We start from the raw sequence: 22,156 nt of genomic DNA on the forward strand, positions 1-22,156 counted from the left end.
CGACATAGGACAGTATATCCCTTCGCGCCATATCCCTCGATACAGGGGTCGGGCGCATTCCCGAAACAGGATGCTTTACGATATGGTCGAAAAACTGGACGATACCCTACGCGCCATTGCACTCAACGACTTGCCGGAATGGACCACAGTTGCGGAACCTGATGGCATATCGCGCAGCATTTCCTTTGGCAGCTTTGTAGACGCCTTCGGTTTCATGACGCGCGTCGCAATCCTTGCCGAAAAAGCGGACCATCACCCTGAATGGTCGAATGTCTATAATCGGGTCGATATCTTGCTGACGACCCATGATGCGGGCGGACTGTCCCAAAGAGACATCGATCTGGCCAAGCAGATCAATGCGCTACTGGCTTAAGCTAATCGGTCTTCTGCTCATCGGCTTTGGGGGCGCTGGCCCACAGCGGTTCGAACGACGCGTCCGCCATCAAAAGAGCAGAAGCAGGATAACCGGCGGCATCGGCTTTTTTTGCCGTCTCGATCGCCATTTCCACTGCGATCTCTTTCGTCCTGAACGGCCCATAATAGCGATTGTCGAGATTGATCTTCCATTCGCCGTCATGATTCATAACGATGTATCGGGCGGGGGGCAAAGTCATCATGGCACCTTTTGTTTCTAGCTTGTTCTTAAAGGTGGTGCGTCCCGCTGGAACGGCAAGGGGGGCGGTGTGTCAGCCCAGCACGTCCATTTTCGTGTTATAGTGGTGCCACGCCATGATGGCTGCCGCACCGCGATGCGGGCGCCAGCGCTCTGCAACCTCCCGAACCATTTTTTCGCTCGGGCGTTCGGGCCAGCCCAATATACGCCCGATCTCAATCTGTACGGCCAGGTCGCCTGCGGGCCAAATGTCGGGCCGCCCCTCTGCAAACAGCAGGTAAATCTCGGCCGACCATCGCCCGATACCCTTCACCAAAATCAGGTGGGCAATGGCCTCCTCGTCATCCTCAGGCAATGCACTCAAGTCCAGCGTGCCGGCTAGTACCAGTTCGGCCAAGCTGCGGGCATAGCTTTGCTTTTGGCGAGACATTCCGCAGGCGCGTAAGGCGTCATAGTCGCGCGACAACAATATTTCGGGTGCGCAGCCCACGCCCAGTTCCGACTCCAGCTTGTTCCAGACCGACGCGGCAGCCGCGACGCTTACCTGCTGGCCGACGATGGTCCGCAGCAAGGTTTCATAGCCCGGCTCGCGGCCGCGTGGCTGCGGATATCCGACCCGACCGAGCGCGGCGGCAAAACCAGGTTCTATGGTCGCCAGCGCGTCCAGACTTTCACGTATTTGCTCGGGGCTGGATACCACGGATTAACTTTCCCAATCTTCGCCCGGTGCGCATCAAAAATGCGTGTGAGCCTTGATTTCCTTGCTGCCAACCGCAATAGGCGCTGCAAGACTTTAGGGAGTGCGTATATGCCGAAGCTGATTGTGGTCAACCGTGCGGGCGAAGAGAAGTCCGTTGAAGGCGATACGGGCCTGTCCGTGATGGAAGTCATCCGCGACAACGGGTTTGACGAGCTGCTGGCGCTCTGCGGTGGATGCTGCTCCTGTGCGACATGCCATGTATATGTCGATCCGGCATTTGAGGCAGCGTTGCCTGCGCTGAGCGAAGACGAAGACGATCTGCTCGACAGTTCCGATCATCGTAACGAAACCAGTCGCTTGTCCTGCCAGATTGTCCTGACAGATGCGCTGGAAGGCCTCAAAGTAACGATCGCGCCTGAAGATTGATTTCGGAACCTTGTTGCTAGGCGACGTGACCGATCAATAAAAAGCCCGCCTGCGACGGTGTCGCAGGCGGGCTTTTTGCATCCTCTCCGATGCAGTTGGACGCGGCTGGTTCAGCCGTCGTAATCGCCGCCGATATTCTGGTTACGCGGCGGCGCAGCGGCGGTGAGACGCAACGCCTCGGCCGATTGCGACAGCGAACCGATTTCGTCTGGCGTATCGTCGTCGTCGATCTGAACCTTCTGCAGGCTGCCGATCAGCGAATCATGCAATTCATGCGGCAAGACGGTCTCGTCCGCGATCTCGCGCAAGGCTACTACGGGGTTCTTGTCCCGGTCGCGGTCGACGGTCAATTCGGCACCGCCGGAAATTTCCCGCGCGCGCTGGGCGGCGAGCAGGACGAGGTCGAAACGGTTGGTAACCTTGTCGACGCAATCTTCGACAGTAACGCGGGCCATCGGGCCTCCTGAATCTGTTGATCTTATTGGAAGGCGGAACCGCTAGCAGCGACCGGCAAACAAGTCAATGAAACTGCGCTTTGGGGTCAAAAGTTCGGCAAGCCTATGGCAACGGCCCTGAAAACAGCGCATGAAATGCCGATGGACGCCACAAGCGCAAGGATGAATCCCCAAGCCGACCATCAGGCGGCATGTACGCTGGAAGGCAATCATGTTGCGGTTATCGAGGACGGACCGGATTTACAGGCGGCTCTGCTCGATTTGATCGAGAGCGCGCATACCAGCCTGAAGCTATGTTATTATATTTTTGAAAGCGATGCGAGTGGCCAATTGGTGCTGGGACGGCTGATCGCGGCGCTGGAACGCGGCGTAAAGGTAACGCTGATGGTCGATGCGTTTGGTGGAGCCAGTGCGCGCCCCGGCTTCTTCGATGCGTTGGTAAAGGCCGGCGGACATTTCGGCTGGTTCGGTGCGCGCCGTTCCACCCGCTACCTCATCCGCAATCATCAAAAACTGGCCATAGCCGACGATACCCGGGTGCTTATCGGCGGGTTTAATGTCGGTGACGCCTATTTTTGTAACGGGAAAGACTGCTGGCGCGATCTGGGATTGTCGTTGGAAGGGCCGCAGGTTGCGCACATGGTGCGATGGTACAGTGAACTGTGGCGCTGGACCGCCAGTCGGAAGCAGAGTTTCCGTCTGTTGCGCGCGCTCGTGCGGCGTCGGAGATTGCGGGCCGGGGCATCGCCTGAAGCGCCGTTCCAATGGCTGATTGGTGGCCCGACGCGGCGCTTGTCGCCATGGGCGCAAGTTTTGAAGCGTGATCTTGATCTTGGTCGCCGCCTCGACATGATCGAAGCCTATTTTTCGCCGGGGCAGGGCATGTTGCGGCGGATCAAACGGCTCGCGCGCCGCGATGGCGCCCGTATCATTTTACCCGCGAAGTCCGACAACGGCGCAACAATTGCTGCGTCCAGGCTTCTATACGGGCCGCTGCTCAAGCGAGGCATCGGCATTTACGAATATCTGCCCTGCAAGCTTCATATGAAACTCGTTGTCATCGACAATACCGTCTATATCGGCTCCGCCAATTTCGACATGCGCAGCCTGTTCCTCAACCTGGAACTTATGCTGCGCATCGAAGACGCCGCTTTTGCAGCGCAGGTGCGGGCGATGATCGACCGGCGGCAGGCGGAGAGCGAACATATCACGCCGGAAGTCCATAGAGCGCGACGAGGGCCGCTGACATTGCTTAAAGGCTGGATCAGCTATCTGCTCGTCGGGGTGATGGATTATACCGTGACGCGCGGCCTCAATTTCCGCGATCCGAACGCGGACTAAGACTGCCCCGTAAGTCGTTCGTCCTGAGAGGCTCCCGGACGAACGACTTTCAGGTTCATTCCGCCGCTACGGCGGCTTCCGCATCGCTTAAAGGGTGCTGCAGGCGGTTGAGCATTTCTTTGGGACACACCTGCCAGAAATGTCCGCGCCAGCGATCCCAATCATCGAGGATGGTATGCGACCAGCGACTGTCGGTGCGTACGGCATGTTCTGCGATGAGAGCCTTGAGCACCGCTTCCCAATGTGCGCTGTCCAGCCGTTGCCAAACGATGCCTTCGGGATTGGCGCGCGCCGGGAAGCTGCCGTCTTCGTCGAGGATGAACGCTATGCCGCCGGTCATGCCTGCGCCGAAGTTGGCGCCCGTCGCCCCCAGGATTACGGCCGTTCCGCCTGTCATGTATTCACAGCCATTGGCACCGCACCCTTCGACAACGACCTGCGCGCCGGAGTTGCGGACAGCAAAGCGCTCGCCAGCCTGCCCTGCGGCGAACAACTTGCCGGCTGTTGCGCCGTACAGCACCGTATTGCCAAGGATCGTGTTGTCCTTGGTCACCAGCGGAGAACTCACCATCGGGCGTACAGAGATGATGCCGCCTGACAGGCCCTTGCCGACATAATCGTTGGCGTCCCCGAAGACTTCCAGCGTTATGCCCTTGCACAAGAATGCGCCGAGCGACTGCCCCGCCGATCCGCGCAGGCGAACAGTCAGATGGCCGTCGTTCAATGCGGTCATGCCGAACTTGCTTGTGACTTCCGAAGACAGCCGCGTGCCGACCGCACGGTGCGTATTCCGTACGGTATAGGTGAGCTGCATCTTCTCACCACGCTCGAACACGGCCTTAGCATCGTTGAGCATTTGCGCGTCGAGGCTGTCGGGGACGGCGTTGCGATAGGTCGATAGACTGAACCGGCGTTCCTCATCGCTGGCGTCGACCTTTGCAAGGATCGGGTTGAGATCGAGATCGTCGAGATGCTCTGCGCCGCGACTGACTTGCTTGAGCAATTCGGTGCGACCGATGACCTCGTCCAGACTGCGGAAGCCAAGCCGCGCGAGGATTTCGCGCACTTCCTCGGCGATGAAGGTCATCAGGTTGATGACCTTTTCCGGGGTGCCGGTAAACTTGTCGCGCAGGCGCTGATCCTGTACGCACACGCCCACGGGGCAGGTGTTGCTGTGGCACTGGCGCACCATGATGCAGCCCATTGCGACGAGGCTGAGCGTTCCGATTCCGAACTCTTCCGCGCCCAATATCGCCGCGATCACGATGTCGCGCCCGGTCTTGAGGCCGCCATCGGTACGCAGCCGCACCCGGTGGCGCAGGCCGTTGAGGGTCAGCACCTGATTGGCTTCCGACAGGCCCATTTCCCAAGGCGTTCCAGCATATTTGATGCTGGTCTGGGGGGATGCACCGGTGCCGCCGACATGGCCCGCGATTAGGATGACGTCGGCATGTGCTTTTGCCACGCCCGCCGCGACTGTGCCAATCCCGGCCTGGCTTACCAGCTTGACGCAGACGCGCGCGCGCGGGTTGATCTGCTTGAGGTCATAGATAAGCTGAGCCAAATCCTCGATCGAATAGATGTCGTGATGCGGCGGTGGGGAGATCAGCGTCACGCCGGGCGTCGAATGGCGCAGCTTGGCGATGAACTCGGTGACTTTGAAACCCGGCAACTGGCCGCCTTCGCCGGGCTTCGCACCTTGCGCGACCTTGATCTCCAGCTCTTCGGCTGCGCCCAGATATTCGGCATGAACGCCAAAGCGGCCCGACGCGATTTGTTTGATGACCGAGTTGGCGTTGTCGCCATTCTGATAGGGCTTGAAGCGGTTGGCGTCCTCGCCGCCTTCGCCGCTGACGGCTTTCGCGCCGATCCGGTTCATGGCTATGGCCAGTGTTTCATGCGCTTCGGGTGAAAGCGCCCCAAGCGACATGCCCGGCGTTACGAAACGCTTGCGGATTTCCGTGGTGGCTTCGACTTCGTCGATGGCCACCGCTTCGCGGGCGAAGTTGAATTCCAGCAAGTCGCGCAGATAGACGGGCGGCAAGTCGCGCACGCCACGTGAGAATTGCAGATAGCTGGAATAGCTGTCGGTCGCGACGGCCGTTTGCAACAGATGCATGAGTTGCGCGGAGTAAGCATGGCTTTCGCCGCCGTTCCGCTGGCGGTAGAAGCCGCCGATGGGCAATTTCACGATCGCGGCATCATAGGCCGCTTCGTGGCGTAGGATCGCATTATAGTGAAGCGAGGCGTAGCCTTCGCCCGATATCTTGGTAGGCATGCCGGGGAACAGATCGTTGACCAGCGCGCGCGATAAGCCGACGGCTTCAAAATTATAGCCGCCCCGATAGGAGCTGATGACCGCAATGCCCATCTTGGACATGATTTTGAGCAGCCCTTCGCAGATCGCGGAGCGATAGCGTTCGATTGCGTCGTCCTGTGTGATTTCTCCAAACAGACCGCGCGCGTGGCGGTCTGCAATACAGGCTTCTGCCAGATAGGCGTTCACTGTCGTCGCGCCGACACCGATCAACACCGCGAAATAATGCGTATCCAAACATTCGGCTGAGCGGACGTTAATGGATGCGTAAGAGCGCAGCCCCTTGCGGACCAGATGCGTATGGACTGCGGCTGCTGCCAGCACCATCGCAATGCCCACCCGATCCGCACTGACGGACTCGTCGGTCAGGAACAGTTCGGTGTGCCCTTCGCGCACGGCCTGCTCGGCTTCTTCACGGATACGAGCGATGGCAGCGCGCAACTGCTCCTGTCCGCCGGCCGCAGGGAAAGTGCAGTCGATTTCGGCAACTGCGGCGCCGAAATGCGCCTTCAATTGCGTCCATGCCTTGCACGTCAAGACCGGCGCATCCAGTACCAGCACATGGCCCTGCTGCGCGTCGTCCTCCAGGATGTTGGCGAGGTTGGAGAAGCGTGTCTTCAGGCTCATCACATGCCGTTCGCGCAACGGATCGATGGGCGGATTGGTAACCTGACTGAAGTTCTGGCGGAAAAAATGGCTGATGGTACGCGGTTTGTCCGAAATGACGGCAAGCGGCGTATCGTCGCCCATCGATCCGATGGCTTCCTTCGCATCCTCGACCATGGGGGCCAGGATCAGTTCAAGATCTTCCAGCGTCATGTTCGCGGCGACTTGACGCCGGGTCAGTTCCGCCTTGTCCCATGACGGTAAGGCGTCAGGGGCAGGGGTGGGCAAGTCTTTCGCGAAAAGGAAATCCTTCACATAGTCGGCATAAGGCCGCTCGGAAGCGATCCGGTCCTTGATCTGACGGTCGTAATAGAGTTCACCTTCGGCCAGATCGATAGCGATCATTTCGCCCGGACCCATGCGGCCCTTGCGCAGCACCGTGGTTTCCGGAACCACGACCATTCCGGTTTCGGACCCCACGATCAGCAGATTGTCGGACGTAAGCGTATAGCGCAGCGGGCGCAGCGCGTTGCGGTCTACCCCGGCCACGACCCAGCGGCCATCGGTCATCGCCAGCGCAGCGGGGCCATCCCACGGTTCCATGACGGATGCGAGATAGTTGTACATGTTGAGATGCGATTCGGGCGTGTCGGCGCCGCCTTGCCATGCTTCGGGTACGAGCATGATTTTGGCGGTGGGCGCGTCACGTCCAGCGCGGCAGATCGCTTCGAATACTGCATCGAGCGCGGCTGTATCGGATGCGCCCGCCGGGATGACCGGCTTGATATCTTCGGACTGCTCGCCGAACGCCAGCGAAGCCATCTTGATTTCGTGGCTCTTCATCCAGTTCTTGTTGCCGCGGATCGTGTTGATCTCGCCATTATGGGCAAGCGTGCGGAACGGCTGGGCCAGCCACCACTGCGGGAAGGTGTTGGTGGAATAGCGCTGATGGAAGATCGCGACACGGCTTTCGAACCGCTCATCCTGCAAGTCGGGGTAGAAGACCGAAAGCGATTCCGCGAGGAACAATCCTTTGTAGATGATCGAGCGGCAGGACAGTGAGCAAACATAGAAATCGTTGATCTGCGCAGCAACGACCTTCTTCTCCACCCGGCGGCGGATAAGGTAGAGATCCTTTTCGAACTCGGCCATGTCGCGCTCTTCGGGCATCGGCCCGGCGATCATGATCTGCTCGATTTCCGGGCGCGTGCGTTGCGCCTTGTCGCCGATGACGGACACGTCAACCGGCACCTGGCGCCAGCCGTAGATCTTGTACCCGGCGTCGATCAGTTCGCTCTCGACGATGGTGCGGCAGGTCTCCTGCGCGGACAGGTCCGTGCGGGGCAGGAAGACCATGCCGACCGCGAGGCGGTTGGGCAGGGGCTTATGCCCGCTGTCGGCAATCGCATCGTCGAAGAAGCGGACGGGCAGGTCGACATGGATGCCTGCGCCATCACCGGTCTTGCCATCGGCATCGACGGCACCGCGATGCCACACGGCCTTGAGCGCATCGATCGCCGAGGCGACCACGCGGCGGCTGGGCTTGCCATCGGTCGCGGCGACAAGGCCCACGCCGCAGGCGTCGCCCTCGAACTCGGGACGATACATGCCGGTTTCGGCAAGGCGGAGGCGTTCGGATTCCATGTGGTCCATCATTGCGTGACCTTCTTCGAGTCTAAGCCGATGAGCGCTTCCAAGCGCTGCCGTTCGGCTGGGGTGAGATCCTTGTAGGTCCGCGGCTTAGGCAACGTTCCCATTTCGGTAACGGACTTCTGCAAGATCTCGGGCATGGCACGCATCATTTCAGGCATCATCGCCTGCACCTTGCCGATGTAATGGGGGTCGGCAGCCAACTCCATGAAACCAGAGCCAAATTTGGCGCCGGTGGGCGTTTTCATGAAAGCACTAATCTCGCCCAGCTCTGCTGCATTGTAACGGCTGGCGAAGGCTTCAGCCATGCCTTCCCGCATGTCAGGCTCAAAGCGGCCCATGAACTGGCCGAGGGCAGGCATCATGGTATTGAGCATGACATCCATGCGCTTGCGGAAATTCGGATCCAAGATCGCCATGATCTCCTCAATCGTAGCAGGATTGAGTGCATCAGCCTTGTCCGCTTCTATACCCCCCGCTTTGAGCAGGTCGCGGATGGGCATTTTTGTGAAGCTGTCCATCATCGGTGCCATGATCTTCTGCATCATCGGACCCATCATCCTTGCCATCGTCCCGTCAGGCAGGATGATCAAAGCGATGGGTCGTGCCTGTGCCAGCAATGCGGGATCGACAGGGGGAAGGGTGGATGCTCCCAGACCCGATGTTTCTGCAGCCGGTGCGGACGGGCCCACCTGCGCCATTGCAGTGGCTGGCATCGTCGTCGCCAGTGCTAAAGCTATCCAAGTCATGCGCATCACGCCGCCACCCGCTCACCCGCCTTCGCGCGGGCCTTGGTCTTTAGATATTTATGCATGTGGTCCGTCACATCGCGACCGTCGCGGATCGCCCAGACAACCAGCGATGCGCCGCGTACGATGTCGCCCGCTGCGAAGACGCCATCCATCGACGTCATCATCGTCTTGTGGTCGACCCGAAGCGTGCCCCAACGGGTGACCGAAAGGTCTTCCGCGCCGAACATTTTTGGCAGGTCTTCGGGGTCGAACCCCAGCGCCTTGATGACCAGATCGGCCTCTATGCTATATTCGCTGCCCGGATCGGGTTCCGGCGCGCGGCGGCCCGAAGCGTCGGGCTGGCCCAGGCGCATGCCGGTGACTTTTACGCCGGTGACATGCTCGGTCCCTTCAAATGCAATGGGGGCGGAGAGCCAGACAAACTCGACGCCTTCTTCCTCGGCATTGGCGACCTCTCGCTGCGATCCCGGCATATTCTCCCGGTCGCGACGATAGAGGCACTTTACCGATTTCGCGCCTTGCCGGATCGCGGTGCGGACGCAATCCATAGCCGTGTCGCCGCCGCCGATGACGACGACATTCTTGCCCTTGGCATAGAGCGTCCCGTCCTCATGCTCGGGCACCGCATCGCCGAAGCTGGCGCGGTTAGAGGCCGTCAGGAAATCGAGCGCTTTCACGACGCCCTGCGCACCGATGCCGGGCGCGCGGATGTCGCGAGCCTTATAGACGCCTGTCGCGATCAGGATCGCGTCGTGGCGCTGCCTTAACTCCTCCATCGTGGCGTCGCGACCGACTTCGAAGCCTTCGTGAAAGACGATGCCACCGTCCTTCAGGCGATTGACCCGACGCATGACAACGTCTTTTTCAAGCTTGAATCCCGGGATTCCGTAGGTCAGCAAGCCGCCCGCACGGTCGTGCCGGTCATAGACATGCACCTCATAACCCGATGCGCGCAAATACTCTGCGGTTGTCAAACCGGCCGGTCCTGCGCCGATGACGCCGACCGACTGGCCGCGCGCCGCGCCGGGTATCAGCGGCTCGACCCAGCCTTCTTTCCAGGCGGTGTCGGTAATGAACTTTTCCACACTGCCGATGGTGACGGCACCGTGACCGGAAAACTCGATAACGCAATTGCCTTCGCAAAGCCGATCCTGCGGACAGATGCGGCCGCAGATTTCAGGCATGGTCGATGTGGCGTTGGACAATTCATAGGCTTCGCGCAGACGCCCCTCGGCAGTCAGGCGCAACCAGTCGGGAATGTGGTTGTGCAGCGGACAATGCGTCGAACAATATGGGACACCGCATTGCGAACAGCGGGATGCTTGCTCCTCGGCATCGGGCATCGGAAAGCTGGTACTGATTTCGTTGAAATCCGTAGCGCGCGCATCGGCGGCGCGCTTTTCAGGGTAATGCTGCCCCTTGGTGACGAATTTCAGCATTGGCGTGTCGGCCATAGTCTCTGCTCCCCGCCCTAATGGCGCTGGACGCGGCCATATCGCCGGAAAGCCGCAGAGTCACGGGCTTTTTGCGATATAGGTCAGCAACACTGACTTATATTTGAGGGAAAGGGACAGATAAGGACGCCACTCCGTAACAATATTTCAAATATAACGGCCGTTCCGGACCTACCTTATGAGAAGCCAGACGATTGCGGCGCTTCCGGCAATGATTCGATACCAAGCGAAGGGCGCAAACCCATGCTTCGATACGATTCCTACGAACCATTTGATGACCAGCACCGCGACGATAAATGCTACGATGAAGCCAACGCCAATCTCCAGCCAGTTGATCCCGCCAGACATCAAGGCATCGCGGTTCTTCACCAGCTCCAGCGTCGTGGCCCCCAGCATGGTGGGGATGGCGAGGAAGAAGCTGAACTCCGCCGCGGTCCGCCGTTCCACGCCCAATGCAAGCGCGCCCATAATTGTCGCTCCGGACCGGCTGACGCCCGGTATCATCGATATGCACTGGATAAAGCCGATGCCGATCACCCGCGCGACGGGTATGTCGGCAATCCCCACAATATGCGCGTCGCGGATCAGGCGCTCGATCACAAGGATCGCCACGCCCCCTACGACCAGTGCGACTGCCACCGTCATCGGCGAACCGAGCATCGCATCGATCTGCTTATGCAGTGCCAGCCCGATTACCGCCGCCGGGATGAAAGCGATCACCAGATTGTGCAGGAAACGCCAGGATACCGGGTTCTTCTGAAGCAAGCCGACGGCGACCGCCCAGAACGTCCGCCAGTACAGCACCACGACAGCCAGGATGGCGCCAAGTTGAATGACGACGTTGAACATCGACCATTGCTCGGCATCATAGCCCAGCAATTCGCTGGCGAGGATCAGATGGCCCGTCGAGGACACCGGCAGAAACTCGGTCAGCCCCTCGACAATGCCGAGCAGGGTGGCCGTCAGAAAGTCGGTTGTCACAGGGCTGACAGTCCTTCGGTTTGGAGGTTATGCTTCCGCGCGACCGGCAAAACGGCCATGTCTGCGATACTGCACCAGCCAAGTGTCGGCGACGGCGGCCATGGGGGTAGGGGCGATGCCGAGTGTCTGGAATCCCAACGCGCCGGGTGCGACTACATTATCGTGCGCCAGCATCTTGAGCTGATCGCCGGTGATTGGGCCGCCGGGTAGCATAGCGATTATCGAGGCGGCTGCCGCCGGGACGGGCACGAACAGCTTGTCACGGCCAATCGCGCGGGCGATCCAGCGGTTGATGGCTTCCATGCTCAGTACTTCGGGGCCGCCTAGCTCGTAGGTCTTGCCGCCATGTGTCATCGGATCCAGTGCCGCGATGGCAATCGCTTTCGCTACGTCGACCACATAGACGGGCTGGAATTTCGTGCCGCCGCTGATGACGGGGACCACCGGTGCCATGCGGATCAATTGTGCGAAGCGATTGAGGAACTGGTCCTCCCGCCCAAAGATGATGGACGGACGAACGATCGTGGCGGCCGGGAAGGCTGCCCGGACGGCGGCTTCGCCCTGCCCCTTGCTGCGGCCATAAGCCGACGCGCTATCCGGATCGGCGCCGATGGCGGAAACCTGAACCATGGCTTGTACGCCAGCCTCTGCCGCGGCTTCCGCCAGGGTCTGTGCGCCCTGGCGTTGCACCGCGTCGAACGCACCGTTCAATATCCCGACCAGATTGATGACCACGTCCGCACCGGCCACGGCACGTGCGACGCTCATCGGCTTATTTATGTCGGCGGACATAAGCTGGATCTGGCCGAGCCCACCCAAAGGCTTCAGCCGCACAGCATTGCCCGGATTGCGCTCGGCAATGCGCACGCGCACACCACGCGAAAGAAGTTCCTGCGCTACATAGCGACCAAGAAAGCCGCCACCGCCGAAAATCGTAACCAGCCTGTCCTGCATCATGGACCCCGTGACCAAAGCAAAAAGGGAATGTCTCGCGCTCCCTTGCCCCAGCACGCCGCGCGAAACAACCGGGGGAGGGGCATCGTGCCGTAAAAATATCGCATACAGGCGATTGACAGCATCCAGCCCGCCGACTATCCGCCGCTGCCTACCCCGTGCCCAGATGGCGGAATTGGTAGACGCACCAGCTTCAGGTGCTGGCGCTCGCAAGGGCGTGGAGGTTCGAGTCCTCTTCTGGGCACCATTTACTGAAGCCTGCAGAAAACTGGGCTTTCCCGGACCCCATAGAGGACTATCTAAGTACTGAGGCGGGTTGAGCGCGAAGCCGGACATCATGGCAGGCTCAGCTATTTCTTTGGTTCTACCTTAGACGGTCGATCCTCGCGCGCAGACAGCTTTTCGGTTCGACGAGGCTGCGGCGATGATGGTCGCTCCACTTCTCCCATATGTGGCGGTCAAGCCGTTTGATCCCACGCAGCGTTTAATTGCTGGCTTGCACACCAGGGCCATGCGACTTCGCGGGCTCAGGGTCGAAATGACATAGCTCTTCGCACGATGCGGGCCGCAGAGCAGGAATTCTTCGTTTGCTTGTGCTGGAAGCTTAACCGAACTGACCTTGCTGCTTATCGTAGCGAGCGGGCCGCGGGTGTCTTCCGCTGCTTAATTTGGGCGGGCGTGCAATGGGGCGATCCTGACTGGCAAAACGTGGCTTCTCCCCCTTCAATCGGGTCGGCTACCAACTGCCATCTGGCCTTTCCAATGCGCCGCTTAGCGGCGTCCAAAATGATCGTCGCCCAATAGGAACAGTCACAAACTTGTCGCTAATCTGGTATAGACCAACCATGCAATGTTTCATGGTGGATCCGATCATCAGCGCGTAGGGCGCAAACCTGCCGGGGGCAGAGCGCTAATGATTGCCGGCGGGCTCGCCGCGTTCGGTGCCTATTTTGCCATGTATGCCTTTCGCAAGCCGTTTTCGGCGGGCACCTATGAAGATATGGGTCTGCTGCCGTTCGGGGTCGATTATAAGACCGGGCTGCTGATCGCGCAGGTGATCGGATATGCCTTGTCCAAGTTGATCGGGATCCGCGTCATCGCCGAGTTCGGTCGCCGAGGCAGGGCATTGGCTATCCTTTGCCTGATCGGCGCGTCCTGGTTAGCGCTGGTCCTGTTCGCGATCCTGCCCACGGGCTGGGGGCCCTTCTGCCTGCTGCTCAATGGCCTGCCGCTTGGCATGATCTGGGGGCTTGTCTTTTCGTATGTCGAAGGGCGGCGCTGCTCGGAAATGCTGGGCGCGACGCTTTGCGCCAGCTTCATACTCTCGTCTGGCGTGGTGAAATCGGTCGCCATTTGGATCATGCAGCAGGGTGTCAGCGAAAGCTGGATGCCCGCAGCGACGGGCATCGCCTTCGTGCCGGTACTGTTGCTTTCGCTCTGGGTGCTGGAACGGCTGCCGCCGCCCGATGCGCGTGACGAGGCAGAGCGGACGGCCCGCGGGCCAATGCGGCAGGCCGACCGGCGGGCCTTCCTGCGCGAACATGGCCTGCCGATGGCGGTGCTGGTGTCGGGCTATGTGCTGCTAACGGCGTTGCGTGACTTTCGCGACAATTTTGCGGTCGAACTTTGGACGGCAATGGGATTCGGTGGCGCTGCGTCAATTTTCTCGCAAAGCGAACTCCCGGTCGCGCTGATTGCGCTGACCGGTCTGGGTGCGCTCATGCTGGTGCGCGACAACATGCGCGCACTGCTGGCAATGCACGGCGCCATAATTCTCGGCGCGCTGCTGCTCGGCGGATCGACGCTGGCCTTCCAGGCGCATCTGCTGGGCCCTCTCCCCTGGATGATTCTGACCGGTGCGGGCCTCTATCTTGGCTACACGCCATTCAACGCCATGCTTTTCGACCGAATGATCGCGGCGCTTGGCCGGACTGGCAATGCGGGGTTCCTCATCTATATCGCCGATTCCTCCGGCTATTGCGGCAGCGTCGCGCTGCTGCTCTACCGCAGCCTCGCTGCGCCGAAAGTCGATTGGCTGCCCTTCTTCATATCTTGCGCTTATGGGACGGCGGCGTTGGTCACCCTAATGACGCTCTTGTCGGCATTCCATTTCCTTCGCCTCCAGCGGCAAGAGTCGGCGGAGGCTCCCGTCCATGCATGATGTGATCGTCGTGGGAGCAGGCATCGTCGGCCTCGCCCAAGCGCTGGCTGCCGCGCGGCGCGGCAAACGGGTGCTGGTGATCGATCGGGACGCTCAATCCAATGGCGCGTCGATCCGCAATTTCGGGTTCGTCACCGTGACCGGCCAGGAGCGCGGGCGCGTATGGGATCTGGCGCGGCGCAGCGCCCGGACGTGGCGCGAGATCGCTGGACCAGCCGGAATCCGCATCGAACAGGAGGGCTTTCTGCTGGTTGCCCAGCGGGAGGAAGCAGCGGCCGTCATCGACGCTTTTCTCGCCACAGAGATGGGCGAAGCGTGCGAGCGGCTGAGCGCGGACGAGGTTGCAGTGCGCCTTCCCGGCGCGCCCCCGGCGACTGGAGGTCTGTTCAGCCCACACGACTTGCGCGTGGAATCGCGCACCGCCATCCCTTTGCTAGCGGCGTGGCTGGAAAAGGCTCATGGCGTCGCATTCCTGCGCGGCGTTGCTGTCCTCCATGCCGAAACGGGGCGGGTGCATTGCACGGATGGCGACCATCGCGCTGATACGATCTTCCTGTGTCCGGGCGACGACTGGGCGACGCTCCACCCTGAAATTTACGCCGAGGCGGGTATCCGGCGATGCAAACTTCAGATGCTGCGGCTGGCGGCGCCCGGTTGGCGCTTGCCAGCGCCAGTCATGGCTGATCTTAGCATGGTGCGCTATCTCGGCTATTCCGATTTGGGGGAAGCCGCCGCCTTGCGTTCCCGTCTGGAACGGGAAGAGAGCGAAGCGCTGCGATACGGCATACATCTGATTGCGGTCCAGAGTGCGGATGGCAGCTTGGTGGTTGGCGACAGTCATGACTATGCGGCGACGCCAGATCCCTTTTCTACGCAAGCGATCGATGCCGAGATGCTGCGGCAATATGAGGCGGTGCTAGGCGCTGCGCCGCCCGTGATCGAGCGGTGGACCGGAACCTATGCATCCGCGGATGGTCACAGCATCGTCCGGACGCCGACGGAGGGAGTCACTCTGACGGTGGTCACGAGCGGCACAGGCGCGTCGACATCCTTCGCGCTGGCCGAGGATGTGGTCGGCGGCATTTTCGACAGTTAGGGGAATAACCATGAATGCAGCACTGAAGGCAGTCGTGTTCGACTGGGCCGGCACGATCATCGATTTCGGTAGCCGCGCGCCGGTGGTGGCGTTGTGCAATCTATTCGAGGCGGCGGGCGTACCGCTGACCGAAGCGGAAGCGCGGGCTGACATGGGTATGGCGAAGAGCGATCACATCGCCTCGATTCTGGTCAGACCGCGGGTCCGCGACGCCTGGACGGCAGTGCACGGTCAGGCACCGAGCGCGGTAGATGTGGAAAGGCTCTTCGCCGATATCGGCCCGATGATGCGCGAGGCTGCACGCGAATGCGCCGAACTGATCCCGGGTGCTGCCGATGTCGCGGCACGGCTTCGCGCAGCAGGCGTCAAGATCGGGTCGTGCACAGGCTATACGCGGCCGATGATGGCCGATATCCTGCCGCTCGCCGAAGCGCAGGGCTATAAGCCCGACATGCTGGTTTGTGCAGGCGACACAGCCGCCGGACGGCCCTCACCGCTGATGCTGTGGAAAAATCTGGTGGAACTGGGCGCGTGGCCCGCTACCGCCTGCGTCAAGGTGGACGACGCAGCGGTCGGCATCGCCGAAGGGCGCGCTGCGGGGGTCTGGACCATCGGCGTCGCGGCGAGCGGGAACGGCGTGGGCCTGTCACTCGCGGCGTTCAACGCGCTCGCGGTCGATGAGCGCGCCGCTCGCGTCGCCAGGGCCCGCGCGGCGTTGGAGGATGCAGGCGCGCATATGGTGATTGATACCTTAGCCGATTTGCCCGAAGCGCTGGCGAAGCTGCCGATCGGCTGACTAAGCCCGCACGTTCAGATCGACATGCACGCGGATTGCGTCGTGTCGCCAGTATTCCTGGTCATATTCGACCACCCGGCCAGAGGCGTCGAGGCTGGTGCGTACCACCAGCAGGCCGGGCGTGCCGGACTTGACGCCCAGAGCGTCGGCGGCTTCCTTCACCAGCGCGCACGGCTGCATGTCAACGCGGTTGCGCGCGACCGTTACGCCATAATGAGTCGTGAGGATGTGGGTCAGCGATCCGTCGAGCGAGTGGGAGAGCAGGTCGGGCGCGAGCGCTGGATCGACGATGATCCGCTCTGCCAACACTGGCCGCCCGTCGATCAGCCTTCGCCGTCGGATGGTGTGCAACGTCGTGCCTGGCGCGACCCGGAAAATATCGGCCAAAGCGGACGAGGCGGGCATGCCGTTCTTCGATAGCGTTTCGGTCGTTGGCGTTCGGCCCTGTTCTGTCACATAAGTCATGAATCCGGCCCAGCGCATCGGATCGTAAGTGACAGCGGGCGGCGACACATACCATCCACTGCGGTCACGCCGGTAGATCAGCCCTTCCGCCTCAAGCTGAAAGAGCGCCTCGCGGATAGTGCCGCGCGCAGCATTGCTGCCGATCTGCAATTGCCGTTCGGAGGGCAGTTTCGCGCCGGGCGGCAGATTGCCCTTTTCGATGTTGAGGGCGATCTGGTCGCGAAGCGCCAGATATTGCGGGCCGTCGGACGTGGTGCCGGGCGTTCGCGTCCAGGAGAGTGGCTCGGTCTTCGAAGGCATTGGGGCACCAGCAGCGGGAGGAAGGGCTATGTTGGCGGCTGGCACCCCGCCAGGTCAATGGCGAAGATCAGGGACGCAGCAGCGACGTGAGCAGCTGGCGATAGCTCTCCAGGTCCGGCACGTCCCAGTCGGACCGCTTGCCCTGATCGTCGTAGCGCCGCAGACGGATCGCATCCTGTGCGTCTGGCAGAGCCAGGAAGTCGGCCTGTTCCTGCGCATCATGCGGACCGCCCTGCAGCCTTAGGCTGAGCGCGGAGGCCCGACTGAGCGCCTCGACATAGCCGGGCTCCACCGCGCAGAGATAGCGCTTCGCTTCGACATGCAGCCGAACCGGCTCCGTCACTGATGGAGAAAACCAGCGCGCCAGAAAGGCGGCGCCGGTCACCTCGTGCTGCGCGTCGATTCCCTTTTGCTCGGCCGCATTACCCGCATCGTTCAGGAACTGGCCGACGTCGTGCAGCAAGGCGGCTGCGGCCAGCGCATCGGACGCGCCGTCGATCCGGGCGAGGTGGCCGCATTGCAGTATGTGCGCCATCTGGCTCACATCCTCTCCATAGCTCAGATCTCCGGACTCGCGCAGAAGTGTGAAAATGTCGTCGATGATCTGGGTCGTCATAGGGCTGTAATGCTCGCACGGTGAGGAGAGGTCGGACACGGGGACGACCCGCTGTCAGCATGTCGCCAATCTGTAGTAGAATTGGACTATACCAGTTTTAGGTCATATTGGCGACAGTCAATGTCGTCTCTTGTGAAGGAAGCTGCGGCATGAACGGACGAAACAGGCGCGATTTCTTGCGTTTCGCTGGCGCAGGATCGGCGATGGCTATGCTGTCAGGCGCTTTGCTCGACCGCGCGCTTGCCATTGCCCCAGCGCGCCGTACCGGATCGATCATGGATGTCCAGCACATCGTCGTCCACATGCAGGAGAACCGGTCTTTCGATCATTATTTCGGCATGTTGAACGGCGTGCGTGGCTTCGGTGATCCGCGACCGCTCCGCTTGCCTGGCGGGCGCAGTGTCTGGTCGCAGCCTTCGGGCCAGCATTCGGACGGCTATGTCATGCCCTTTCACGGCGATTCGAAGACGACGCAGTCCTTCCTGGTCGACGGCGCCGACCAGTCGCATATCGAGAATGTGCATGTTTTCAATCGCGGTATCTATGACCGCTGGGGCCACAGCGGCGATCTGCACAAGCGGATGCTGCACTACGGCCCCGGCGACCTGCCCTTCTATTATGCCCTCGCCGACGCCTTCACCGTCTGCGATGCCTATCATTGCTCGACCATGACCCAGACTTACCCAAACCGCTTGCATCTGTTCACCGGGTGCAACGGCGGCGGCGGTGTCGGCGGCGATCCGCAGATGCACAATTATGGCGAGGATGAGACACCGAGCGCCGACATGGCGACGGACAAGCCCATCGATCCCAAGGCCTATAATTGGACCACCTATGCCGAAAGGCTGCAAGCGGCGGGCATCGCATGGAAGGTTTATCAGGAATATGACAATTTCGGTGACAATTTGCTGTCGGTCTTTCCGCCGTTCCGGCCGTGCGCGGAGGACAGCGAACTTTATCGCCGCGGTCGGTCCTGGGTCAGCGAACAGGCACAGGGCAAGGACCGCACCCGGTCGGACGGCGAACAGCTCGTCGCCGCCTTCCGCCGCGACATAGAGAGCGGACAACTGCCGCAGATCAGTTGGATCGTGACTGCCGCCGACCTGTCCGAACATCCCACAGCCGAACCGTCGAAGGGCGAGCATGTAACCGCAAAGCTGATCGAGGCGCTGGTCGACAATCCAGACGTTTTCGCGAAAACCGTTTTCATCCTCAATTACGACGAGTCCGGAGGCTTTTACGATCATGTGCCGCCGCCCGTGCCGCCAGTCGGCACCTATCGCGGTAAGAGCACAGTGCCCATCGATGGCGAGGCCAAGGACTATCGTGGATCGGGCGAGGCGGGGGACGAACAGCACCCGATCGGCCTTGGCATCCGGGTGCCAGCCGTTATCGTCTCGCCGTGGAGCCGAGGCGGTCAGGTCTGCTCGGAGTTGTTCGACCACACGTCGGTCCTGCAGTTCATGGAAAAACGCTTCGGAGTGCGCGAGCCAAACATCAGCGCTTGGCGCCGGTCGGTCTGCGGCGACCTAACGTCCGCCTTCGACTTCACAGGCGCGCAAGCGATGCCGGCACGTTCACTGCCCGGCACGGACGATTTCCGCGAGCGTGTTGCCCGGTCGGCGGCCGGAACGGTTAATGCGATTCCCGCCCAACAGGTGCCGACAATGCAGATGTCCGGCCAGCGTGCGCACCGGCCGTTGCCCTATCGGACCGCTGCCGACAGTCGGATCGACGCCGATGGAAGCATGATTATTGCGATGGCCAATAACGGCAAGACCGGCGCTGTCCTGACGGTCCACGACAATCGCGGCAAAGAGGAGCCGCGTCACTATACGATCGGTGCGGGAGAGCGGATCGAGGATCTCTGGAAAGTGGACGCACTCGACCTGACATTGCATGGTCCCAATGGCTTCTGGCGGCGATTCGCGGGCGGTGGCAGGGATCGCGAGGTGCGCTTGCTCGACCGCCCGGAGCTGGACGCTGTCGAACTTCAACTCGAAAATCGCGGCACGGTGCCGCTGACCTTCACAATTGCACTTGCCGACTCTTATCTCGCCCAGGCCGCGCGGATGCGCAAGGTCACGGTTGCGCCCGGCAAGACCGTGGGCGACCTCTGGCGCCTGTCGAAAAGCGACAATTGGTATGATCTGTCGGTGACGCTTGGATCGGACGATGCGGCGCTCTGGCACTATGCAGGAAAGGTCGAAAATGGCCGCCCGGGCCGCACCGACCCCGCGATTGGCGTAATGCGGGTCTGATCAGTACCGCCTTTGCGCTTCCGCCTACCAAGATTGTCGTCCGCCGCATATCGCGTGGATTCTGGACGGACTAGGTCAACTGCAAGGGACCGGCTCCACCGGCCACAGGGTCCGAATAGGACGCCGTTCCGTCCTCGACATGACCTGCGAGCCGTAAGCTCTGACCGGCGGCTGCGAACTGCCGGTCGTACCAGCCGTGACTATCCTTGAGGCTCACGGGAATGGCGCGCGTTTCTCCGCCCCCCAATGTGATCGTACTGGCCGCTGCACCATAGGCCCTATCCGTCATGACGATGGACTGGGGGTCGGATGTCAGATTGTGAAGGCTGAGCGAGGCGCCATCCATGCTGGCGGAGAAGATGTCGCTGCGCCCGGTCAGGCGCCGATGGAAGCCATTGGGGCCGAGGATGAAGAAATCCACCGCTTCGTCTGTGTCGGGGAGCTGATGGGTCAGTTCCCGCCCGGCACCCACTGTATAGCGCGCGGGATCCGCGTCGAGCCTGTCCACGTCATAGACATGGAAGACCGCAGCGCGCTCGACCGAATGGTTGGCGAAGATCAAAGCGCGGCTGGCACCTTCTTTCCGTAGGCGGGCGTCGAGAACATAGGGAGTTGCCCGCCGCCGTCGCAAGCCGACTTCCTGCACGGGAGCGAGCGCTTCGTCTGGGAGCGGCGGCTGTATTTCCTTCAACCCTGCCGCGCGTTCAGACAGTGCCGCCGTGGCAGGCAGCGCCGCGATGAAATCGCGCGTATCCGGTGCGTGGAAATCGAAGCAGGAAGTAAGATCGCCGCACACAGCGCGTCGCCAGGCACTGATGTTGGGTTCATGGACTCCAAAGCGTGCTTCGAGGAAGCGCAGGACGCTGGTATGGTCGAAGACTTCGGAAGCGACGTGCCCCCCCTTGCTCCACGGCGACACGACATAAAGCGGCACACGAGGACCAAGACCATAGGGCCGGTTCAGATAGGCCGCGTCTTCGGCTCCCTGTGAATGAGTGTGATATTCATCGTCAGCCGGAACTGTCGTTGCGCCAATGGTTCGGCCGGATGTGCGGGCGGGGGGCGCGGGGGGCGGCACATGGTCAAACAGGCCGTCATTCTCGTCGAAATTGATAAGGAGCACCGTACGTGCCCAGACCTCCGGATTAGCGGTGAGCGCATCCAGCACCTGGGCCGTATAATCGCCCCCCTGAAGCGGCGTGGAAACGCTTGGATGTTCCGACAACGCAGTCGGTCCGACGATCCAGGAGACTTCCGGCAGACGCTTGGCCAGCACATCCTGCTTCAGATCAGCCAGCGTTCGGGTGGCGATCGTCCGGCGCGCAAGGAGCGCCGCAGCCGCATCGGAGGATCCTTTGGCCTTGCGGTAGGTCTGGAAGCCGACCAGCGAATTGTCGCCGAAATTGTCGGCCATGTCCTGATAGATCTGGAAGCCGATCCCGGCGGCCATCAGTCGTTCGGGATAGGTCGTCCACAGATAGCCGCCATGATGCAGCGGATCAGACTTCAGATCGTCATAGCCATTGTCGATCGCGGGGCCGTTGCCCCTGGCCTGCGGATCATGCGTGCCCGTCCATATATAGAGACGGTTGGGATTGGTGCACAGATGCAGGGCGCAATGATAGGCGTCGCACAAGGTGAAGGCTTCGGCCAGGGCATATTGAAACGGTATGTCCTGCCGCGTGAAATGCGCCATTGCGTGATTGTGCTTGGAATGCGGCCATGCGCCCATCCGGCCATTGTCCCAGGCCGCCTGACTGTCGGTGAAACCATGCGGCGTACCCAGAGGGCGATAGAGACGAAAATCAGTCGTTGTATCGAGCCGGAACGGTGCGATCAGCGGGGGGGTAGCCCCGGGATGCTCGTTCGGTTGCAGCAGGACGGTGCGGCGCGGCGCGGATGGCAGGGGCGGAGCAGGGATGGCGAAGCGGTCGCCATAGCCCCGCACCCCGCGCATCGTGCCGAAATAATGATCGAAGGAGCGGTTCTCCTGCGTAAGGATCACCAAATGATCGACATCGTGCAATGTTCCCGTCCGACGGTCGGCAGGGATCTCCAACGCGCGGGCTATGGCAGGGGTTAAAGCCGCAGCCGCCCCCGCGCTCGCCATCATAGTACGAATGAAACTCCGGCGATCCTGAACCGTCACCATTTCCGTCCTCACTTCTTCGCCAATATGGTCCGTCATCTCTTCGTCTCACATTTGTGGTCT

General features: G+C 61.2%; 18 protein-coding genes and 1 tRNA gene. 8 read left to right on the plus strand and 11 right to left on the minus strand.

The window, feature by feature from the left end:
- Positions 1–82: 82 nt before the first annotated feature.
- The gene (locus LQ220_RS07305; protein WP_230187649.1) at positions 83–373 is read left to right on the plus strand and encodes a 4a-hydroxytetrahydrobiopterin dehydratase; all 291 of its coding nucleotides are present in this window, start codon (positions 83–85) and stop codon (positions 371–373) included.
- A 1-nt stretch (position 374) separates the two neighbouring features.
- Here LQ220_RS07305 and LQ220_RS07310 read toward each other — a convergent pair whose 3' ends face one another.
- Together LQ220_RS07310 and LQ220_RS07315 are read right to left on the minus strand one after the other, a co-directional pair.
- Positions 375–617: a DUF2188 domain-containing protein gene (locus LQ220_RS07310; RefSeq protein WP_354957262.1), complete on the minus strand. Its 243-nt coding sequence runs from the start codon at positions 615–617 to the stop codon at positions 375–377.
- A 69-nt stretch (positions 618–686) separates the two neighbouring features.
- Entirely contained in the window at positions 687–1,313 is a 627-nt protein-coding gene (locus LQ220_RS07315; RefSeq protein ID WP_230187650.1) for a DNA-3-methyladenine glycosylase 2 family protein, read from the minus strand.
- 108 nt (positions 1,314–1,421) lie between these two features.
- Between LQ220_RS07315 and LQ220_RS07320 the strand changes: the two genes are divergently transcribed.
- Entirely contained in the window at positions 1,422–1,739 is a 318-nt protein-coding gene (locus LQ220_RS07320) for a 2Fe-2S iron-sulfur cluster-binding protein (protein ID WP_230187651.1), read from the plus strand.
- Between the two features lie 110 nt (positions 1,740–1,849).
- Here LQ220_RS07320 and rpoZ read toward each other — a convergent pair whose 3' ends face one another.
- Entirely contained in the window at positions 1,850–2,194 is a 345-nt protein-coding gene (rpoZ, locus tag LQ220_RS07325; RefSeq protein WP_230187652.1) for a DNA-directed RNA polymerase subunit omega, read from the minus strand.
- Positions 2,195–2,335: 141 nt separating this feature from the next.
- Here rpoZ and LQ220_RS07330 point away from each other — a divergent pair, with 141 nt between their 5' ends.
- Positions 2,336–3,535 (plus strand): cardiolipin synthase B, encoded by a 1,200-nt coding sequence (locus LQ220_RS07330; protein ID WP_230187653.1) that lies wholly within the window; start codon positions 2,336–2,338, stop codon positions 3,533–3,535.
- Positions 3,536–3,590: 55 nt separating this feature from the next.
- Here LQ220_RS07330 and gltB read toward each other — a convergent pair whose 3' ends face one another.
- The 5 genes from gltB to LQ220_RS07355 all read right to left on the minus strand — a co-directional run bounded on the left by gltB (position 3,591) and on the right by LQ220_RS07355 (position 12,249).
- On the minus strand, positions 3,591–8,111 hold the full coding sequence (gltB, locus tag LQ220_RS07335) for a glutamate synthase large subunit (RefSeq protein ID WP_230187790.1): 4,521 nt from the start codon (positions 8,109–8,111) through the stop codon (positions 3,591–3,593).
- Positions 8,111–8,656, minus strand: a complete 546-nt coding sequence (locus LQ220_RS07340; protein ID WP_230187654.1) for a DUF2059 domain-containing protein — start codon at positions 8,654–8,656, stop codon at positions 8,111–8,113. The genes gltB and LQ220_RS07340 overlap by 1 nt, the downstream gene beginning before the upstream one ends.
- A 206-nt stretch (positions 8,657–8,862) precedes the next feature.
- Positions 8,863–10,314 (minus strand): NAD(P)-dependent oxidoreductase, encoded by a 1,452-nt coding sequence (locus LQ220_RS07345; protein ID WP_230187655.1) that lies wholly within the window; start codon positions 10,312–10,314, stop codon positions 8,863–8,865.
- 171 nt (positions 10,315–10,485) lie between these two features.
- Entirely contained in the window at positions 10,486–11,295 is an 810-nt protein-coding gene (locus tag LQ220_RS07350) for an undecaprenyl-diphosphate phosphatase (RefSeq protein WP_230187656.1), read from the minus strand.
- A 27-nt stretch (positions 11,296–11,322) separates the two neighbouring features.
- A complete protein-coding gene (locus tag LQ220_RS07355; RefSeq protein WP_230187791.1) occupies positions 11,323–12,249 on the minus strand; it encodes a complex I NDUFA9 subunit family protein in 927 nt (308 codons plus the stop codon).
- 160 nt (positions 12,250–12,409) lie between these two features.
- On the opposite strand from LQ220_RS07355, the gene LQ220_RS07360 reads away from it, so the two are divergent.
- The 4 genes from LQ220_RS07360 to phnX all read left to right on the plus strand — a co-directional run bounded on the left by LQ220_RS07360 (position 12,410) and on the right by phnX (position 16,302).
- Positions 12,410–12,496, plus strand: a tRNA-Leu gene (locus LQ220_RS07360).
- 666 nt (positions 12,497–13,162) lie between these two features.
- Positions 13,163–14,410 carry a DUF5690 family protein gene (locus tag LQ220_RS07365; RefSeq protein ID WP_230187657.1) on the plus strand — a complete coding sequence of 416 codons (1,248 nt, stop codon included), beginning with the start codon at positions 13,163–13,165 and terminating at the stop codon, positions 14,408–14,410.
- Positions 14,403–15,506, plus strand: a complete 1,104-nt coding sequence (locus LQ220_RS07370; protein ID WP_230187658.1) for a TIGR03364 family FAD-dependent oxidoreductase — start codon at positions 14,403–14,405, stop codon at positions 15,504–15,506. Before LQ220_RS07365 ends, LQ220_RS07370 begins: the two co-directional genes overlap by 8 nt.
- A 10-nt stretch (positions 15,507–15,516) precedes the next feature.
- Positions 15,517–16,302: a phosphonoacetaldehyde hydrolase gene (gene phnX, locus LQ220_RS07375; protein ID WP_230187659.1), complete on the plus strand. Its 786-nt coding sequence runs from the start codon at positions 15,517–15,519 to the stop codon at positions 16,300–16,302.
- On the opposite strand, the gene LQ220_RS07380 is transcribed toward phnX, so the two are convergent.
- Together LQ220_RS07380 and LQ220_RS07385 are read right to left on the minus strand one after the other, a co-directional pair.
- Positions 16,303–17,067: a UTRA domain-containing protein gene (locus LQ220_RS07380; protein ID WP_230187660.1), complete on the minus strand. Its 765-nt coding sequence runs from the start codon at positions 17,065–17,067 to the stop codon at positions 16,303–16,305.
- Between the two features lie 67 nt (positions 17,068–17,134).
- Positions 17,135–17,683: a phosphonate degradation HD-domain oxygenase gene (locus LQ220_RS07385; protein ID WP_230187661.1), complete on the minus strand. Its 549-nt coding sequence runs from the start codon at positions 17,681–17,683 to the stop codon at positions 17,135–17,137.
- Between the two features lie 149 nt (positions 17,684–17,832).
- Between LQ220_RS07385 and LQ220_RS07390 the strand changes: the two genes are divergently transcribed.
- Positions 17,833–19,944 carry a phosphocholine-specific phospholipase C gene (locus LQ220_RS07390; protein WP_230187662.1) on the plus strand — a complete coding sequence of 704 codons (2,112 nt, stop codon included), beginning with the start codon at positions 17,833–17,835 and terminating at the stop codon, positions 19,942–19,944.
- 70 nt (positions 19,945–20,014) lie between these two features.
- Here LQ220_RS07390 and LQ220_RS07395 read toward each other — a convergent pair whose 3' ends face one another.
- The gene (locus LQ220_RS07395) at positions 20,015–22,132 is read right to left on the minus strand and encodes a phosphocholine-specific phospholipase C (protein WP_230187663.1); all 2,118 of its coding nucleotides are present in this window, start codon (positions 22,130–22,132) and stop codon (positions 20,015–20,017) included.
- Positions 22,133–22,156 lie beyond the last annotated feature (24 nt).

Origin of the sequence: Sphingobium sp. CECT 9361 (assembly GCF_918741285.1) — a bacterium.
Lineage (GTDB): Bacteria > Pseudomonadota > Alphaproteobacteria > Sphingomonadales > Sphingomonadaceae > Sphingobium.

What these genes read in the sequence shown, in the direction of transcription:
- LQ220_RS07305 (WP_230187649.1), top strand. Translation starts at nt 83, where the DNA reads ATGGTCGAAAAACTGGACGATACCCTACGCGCCATTGCACTCAACGAC.
- LQ220_RS07310 (WP_354957262.1), bottom strand. Translation starts at nt 617, where the DNA reads ATGATGACTTTGCCCCCCGCCCGATACATCGTTATGAATCATGACGGC.
- LQ220_RS07320 (WP_230187651.1), top strand. Translation starts at nt 1,422, where the DNA reads ATGCCGAAGCTGATTGTGGTCAACCGTGCGGGCGAAGAGAAGTCCGTT.
- rpoZ (WP_230187652.1), bottom strand. Translation starts at nt 2,194, where the DNA reads ATGGCCCGCGTTACTGTCGAAGATTGCGTCGACAAGGTTACCAACCGT.
- LQ220_RS07330 (WP_230187653.1), top strand. Translation starts at nt 2,336, where the DNA reads ATGGACGCCACAAGCGCAAGGATGAATCCCCAAGCCGACCATCAGGCG.
- gltB (WP_230187790.1), bottom strand. Translation starts at nt 8,111, where the DNA reads ATGGACCACATGGAATCCGAACGCCTCCGCCTTGCCGAAACCGGCATG.
- LQ220_RS07340 (WP_230187654.1), bottom strand. Translation starts at nt 8,656, where the DNA reads ATGATGCAGAAGATCATGGCACCGATGATGGACAGCTTCACAAAAATG.
- LQ220_RS07345 (WP_230187655.1), bottom strand. Translation starts at nt 10,314, where the DNA reads ATGGCCGACACGCCAATGCTGAAATTCGTCACCAAGGGGCAGCATTAC.
- LQ220_RS07355 (WP_230187791.1), bottom strand. Translation starts at nt 12,249, where the DNA reads ATGCAGGACAGGCTGGTTACGATTTTCGGCGGTGGCGGCTTTCTTGGT.
- LQ220_RS07365 (WP_230187657.1), top strand. Translation starts at nt 13,163, where the DNA reads ATGATTGCCGGCGGGCTCGCCGCGTTCGGTGCCTATTTTGCCATGTAT.
- LQ220_RS07370 (WP_230187658.1), top strand. Translation starts at nt 14,403, where the DNA reads ATGCATGATGTGATCGTCGTGGGAGCAGGCATCGTCGGCCTCGCCCAA.
- phnX (WP_230187659.1), top strand. Translation starts at nt 15,517, where the DNA reads ATGAATGCAGCACTGAAGGCAGTCGTGTTCGACTGGGCCGGCACGATC.
- LQ220_RS07380 (WP_230187660.1), bottom strand. Translation starts at nt 17,067, where the DNA reads ATGCCTTCGAAGACCGAGCCACTCTCCTGGACGCGAACGCCCGGCACC.
- LQ220_RS07385 (WP_230187661.1), bottom strand. Translation starts at nt 17,683, where the DNA reads ATGACGACCCAGATCATCGACGACATTTTCACACTTCTGCGCGAGTCC.
- LQ220_RS07390 (WP_230187662.1), top strand. Translation starts at nt 17,833, where the DNA reads ATGAACGGACGAAACAGGCGCGATTTCTTGCGTTTCGCTGGCGCAGGA.
- LQ220_RS07395 (WP_230187663.1), bottom strand. Translation starts at nt 22,132, where the DNA reads ATGACGGACCATATTGGCGAAGAAGTGAGGACGGAAATGGTGACGGTT.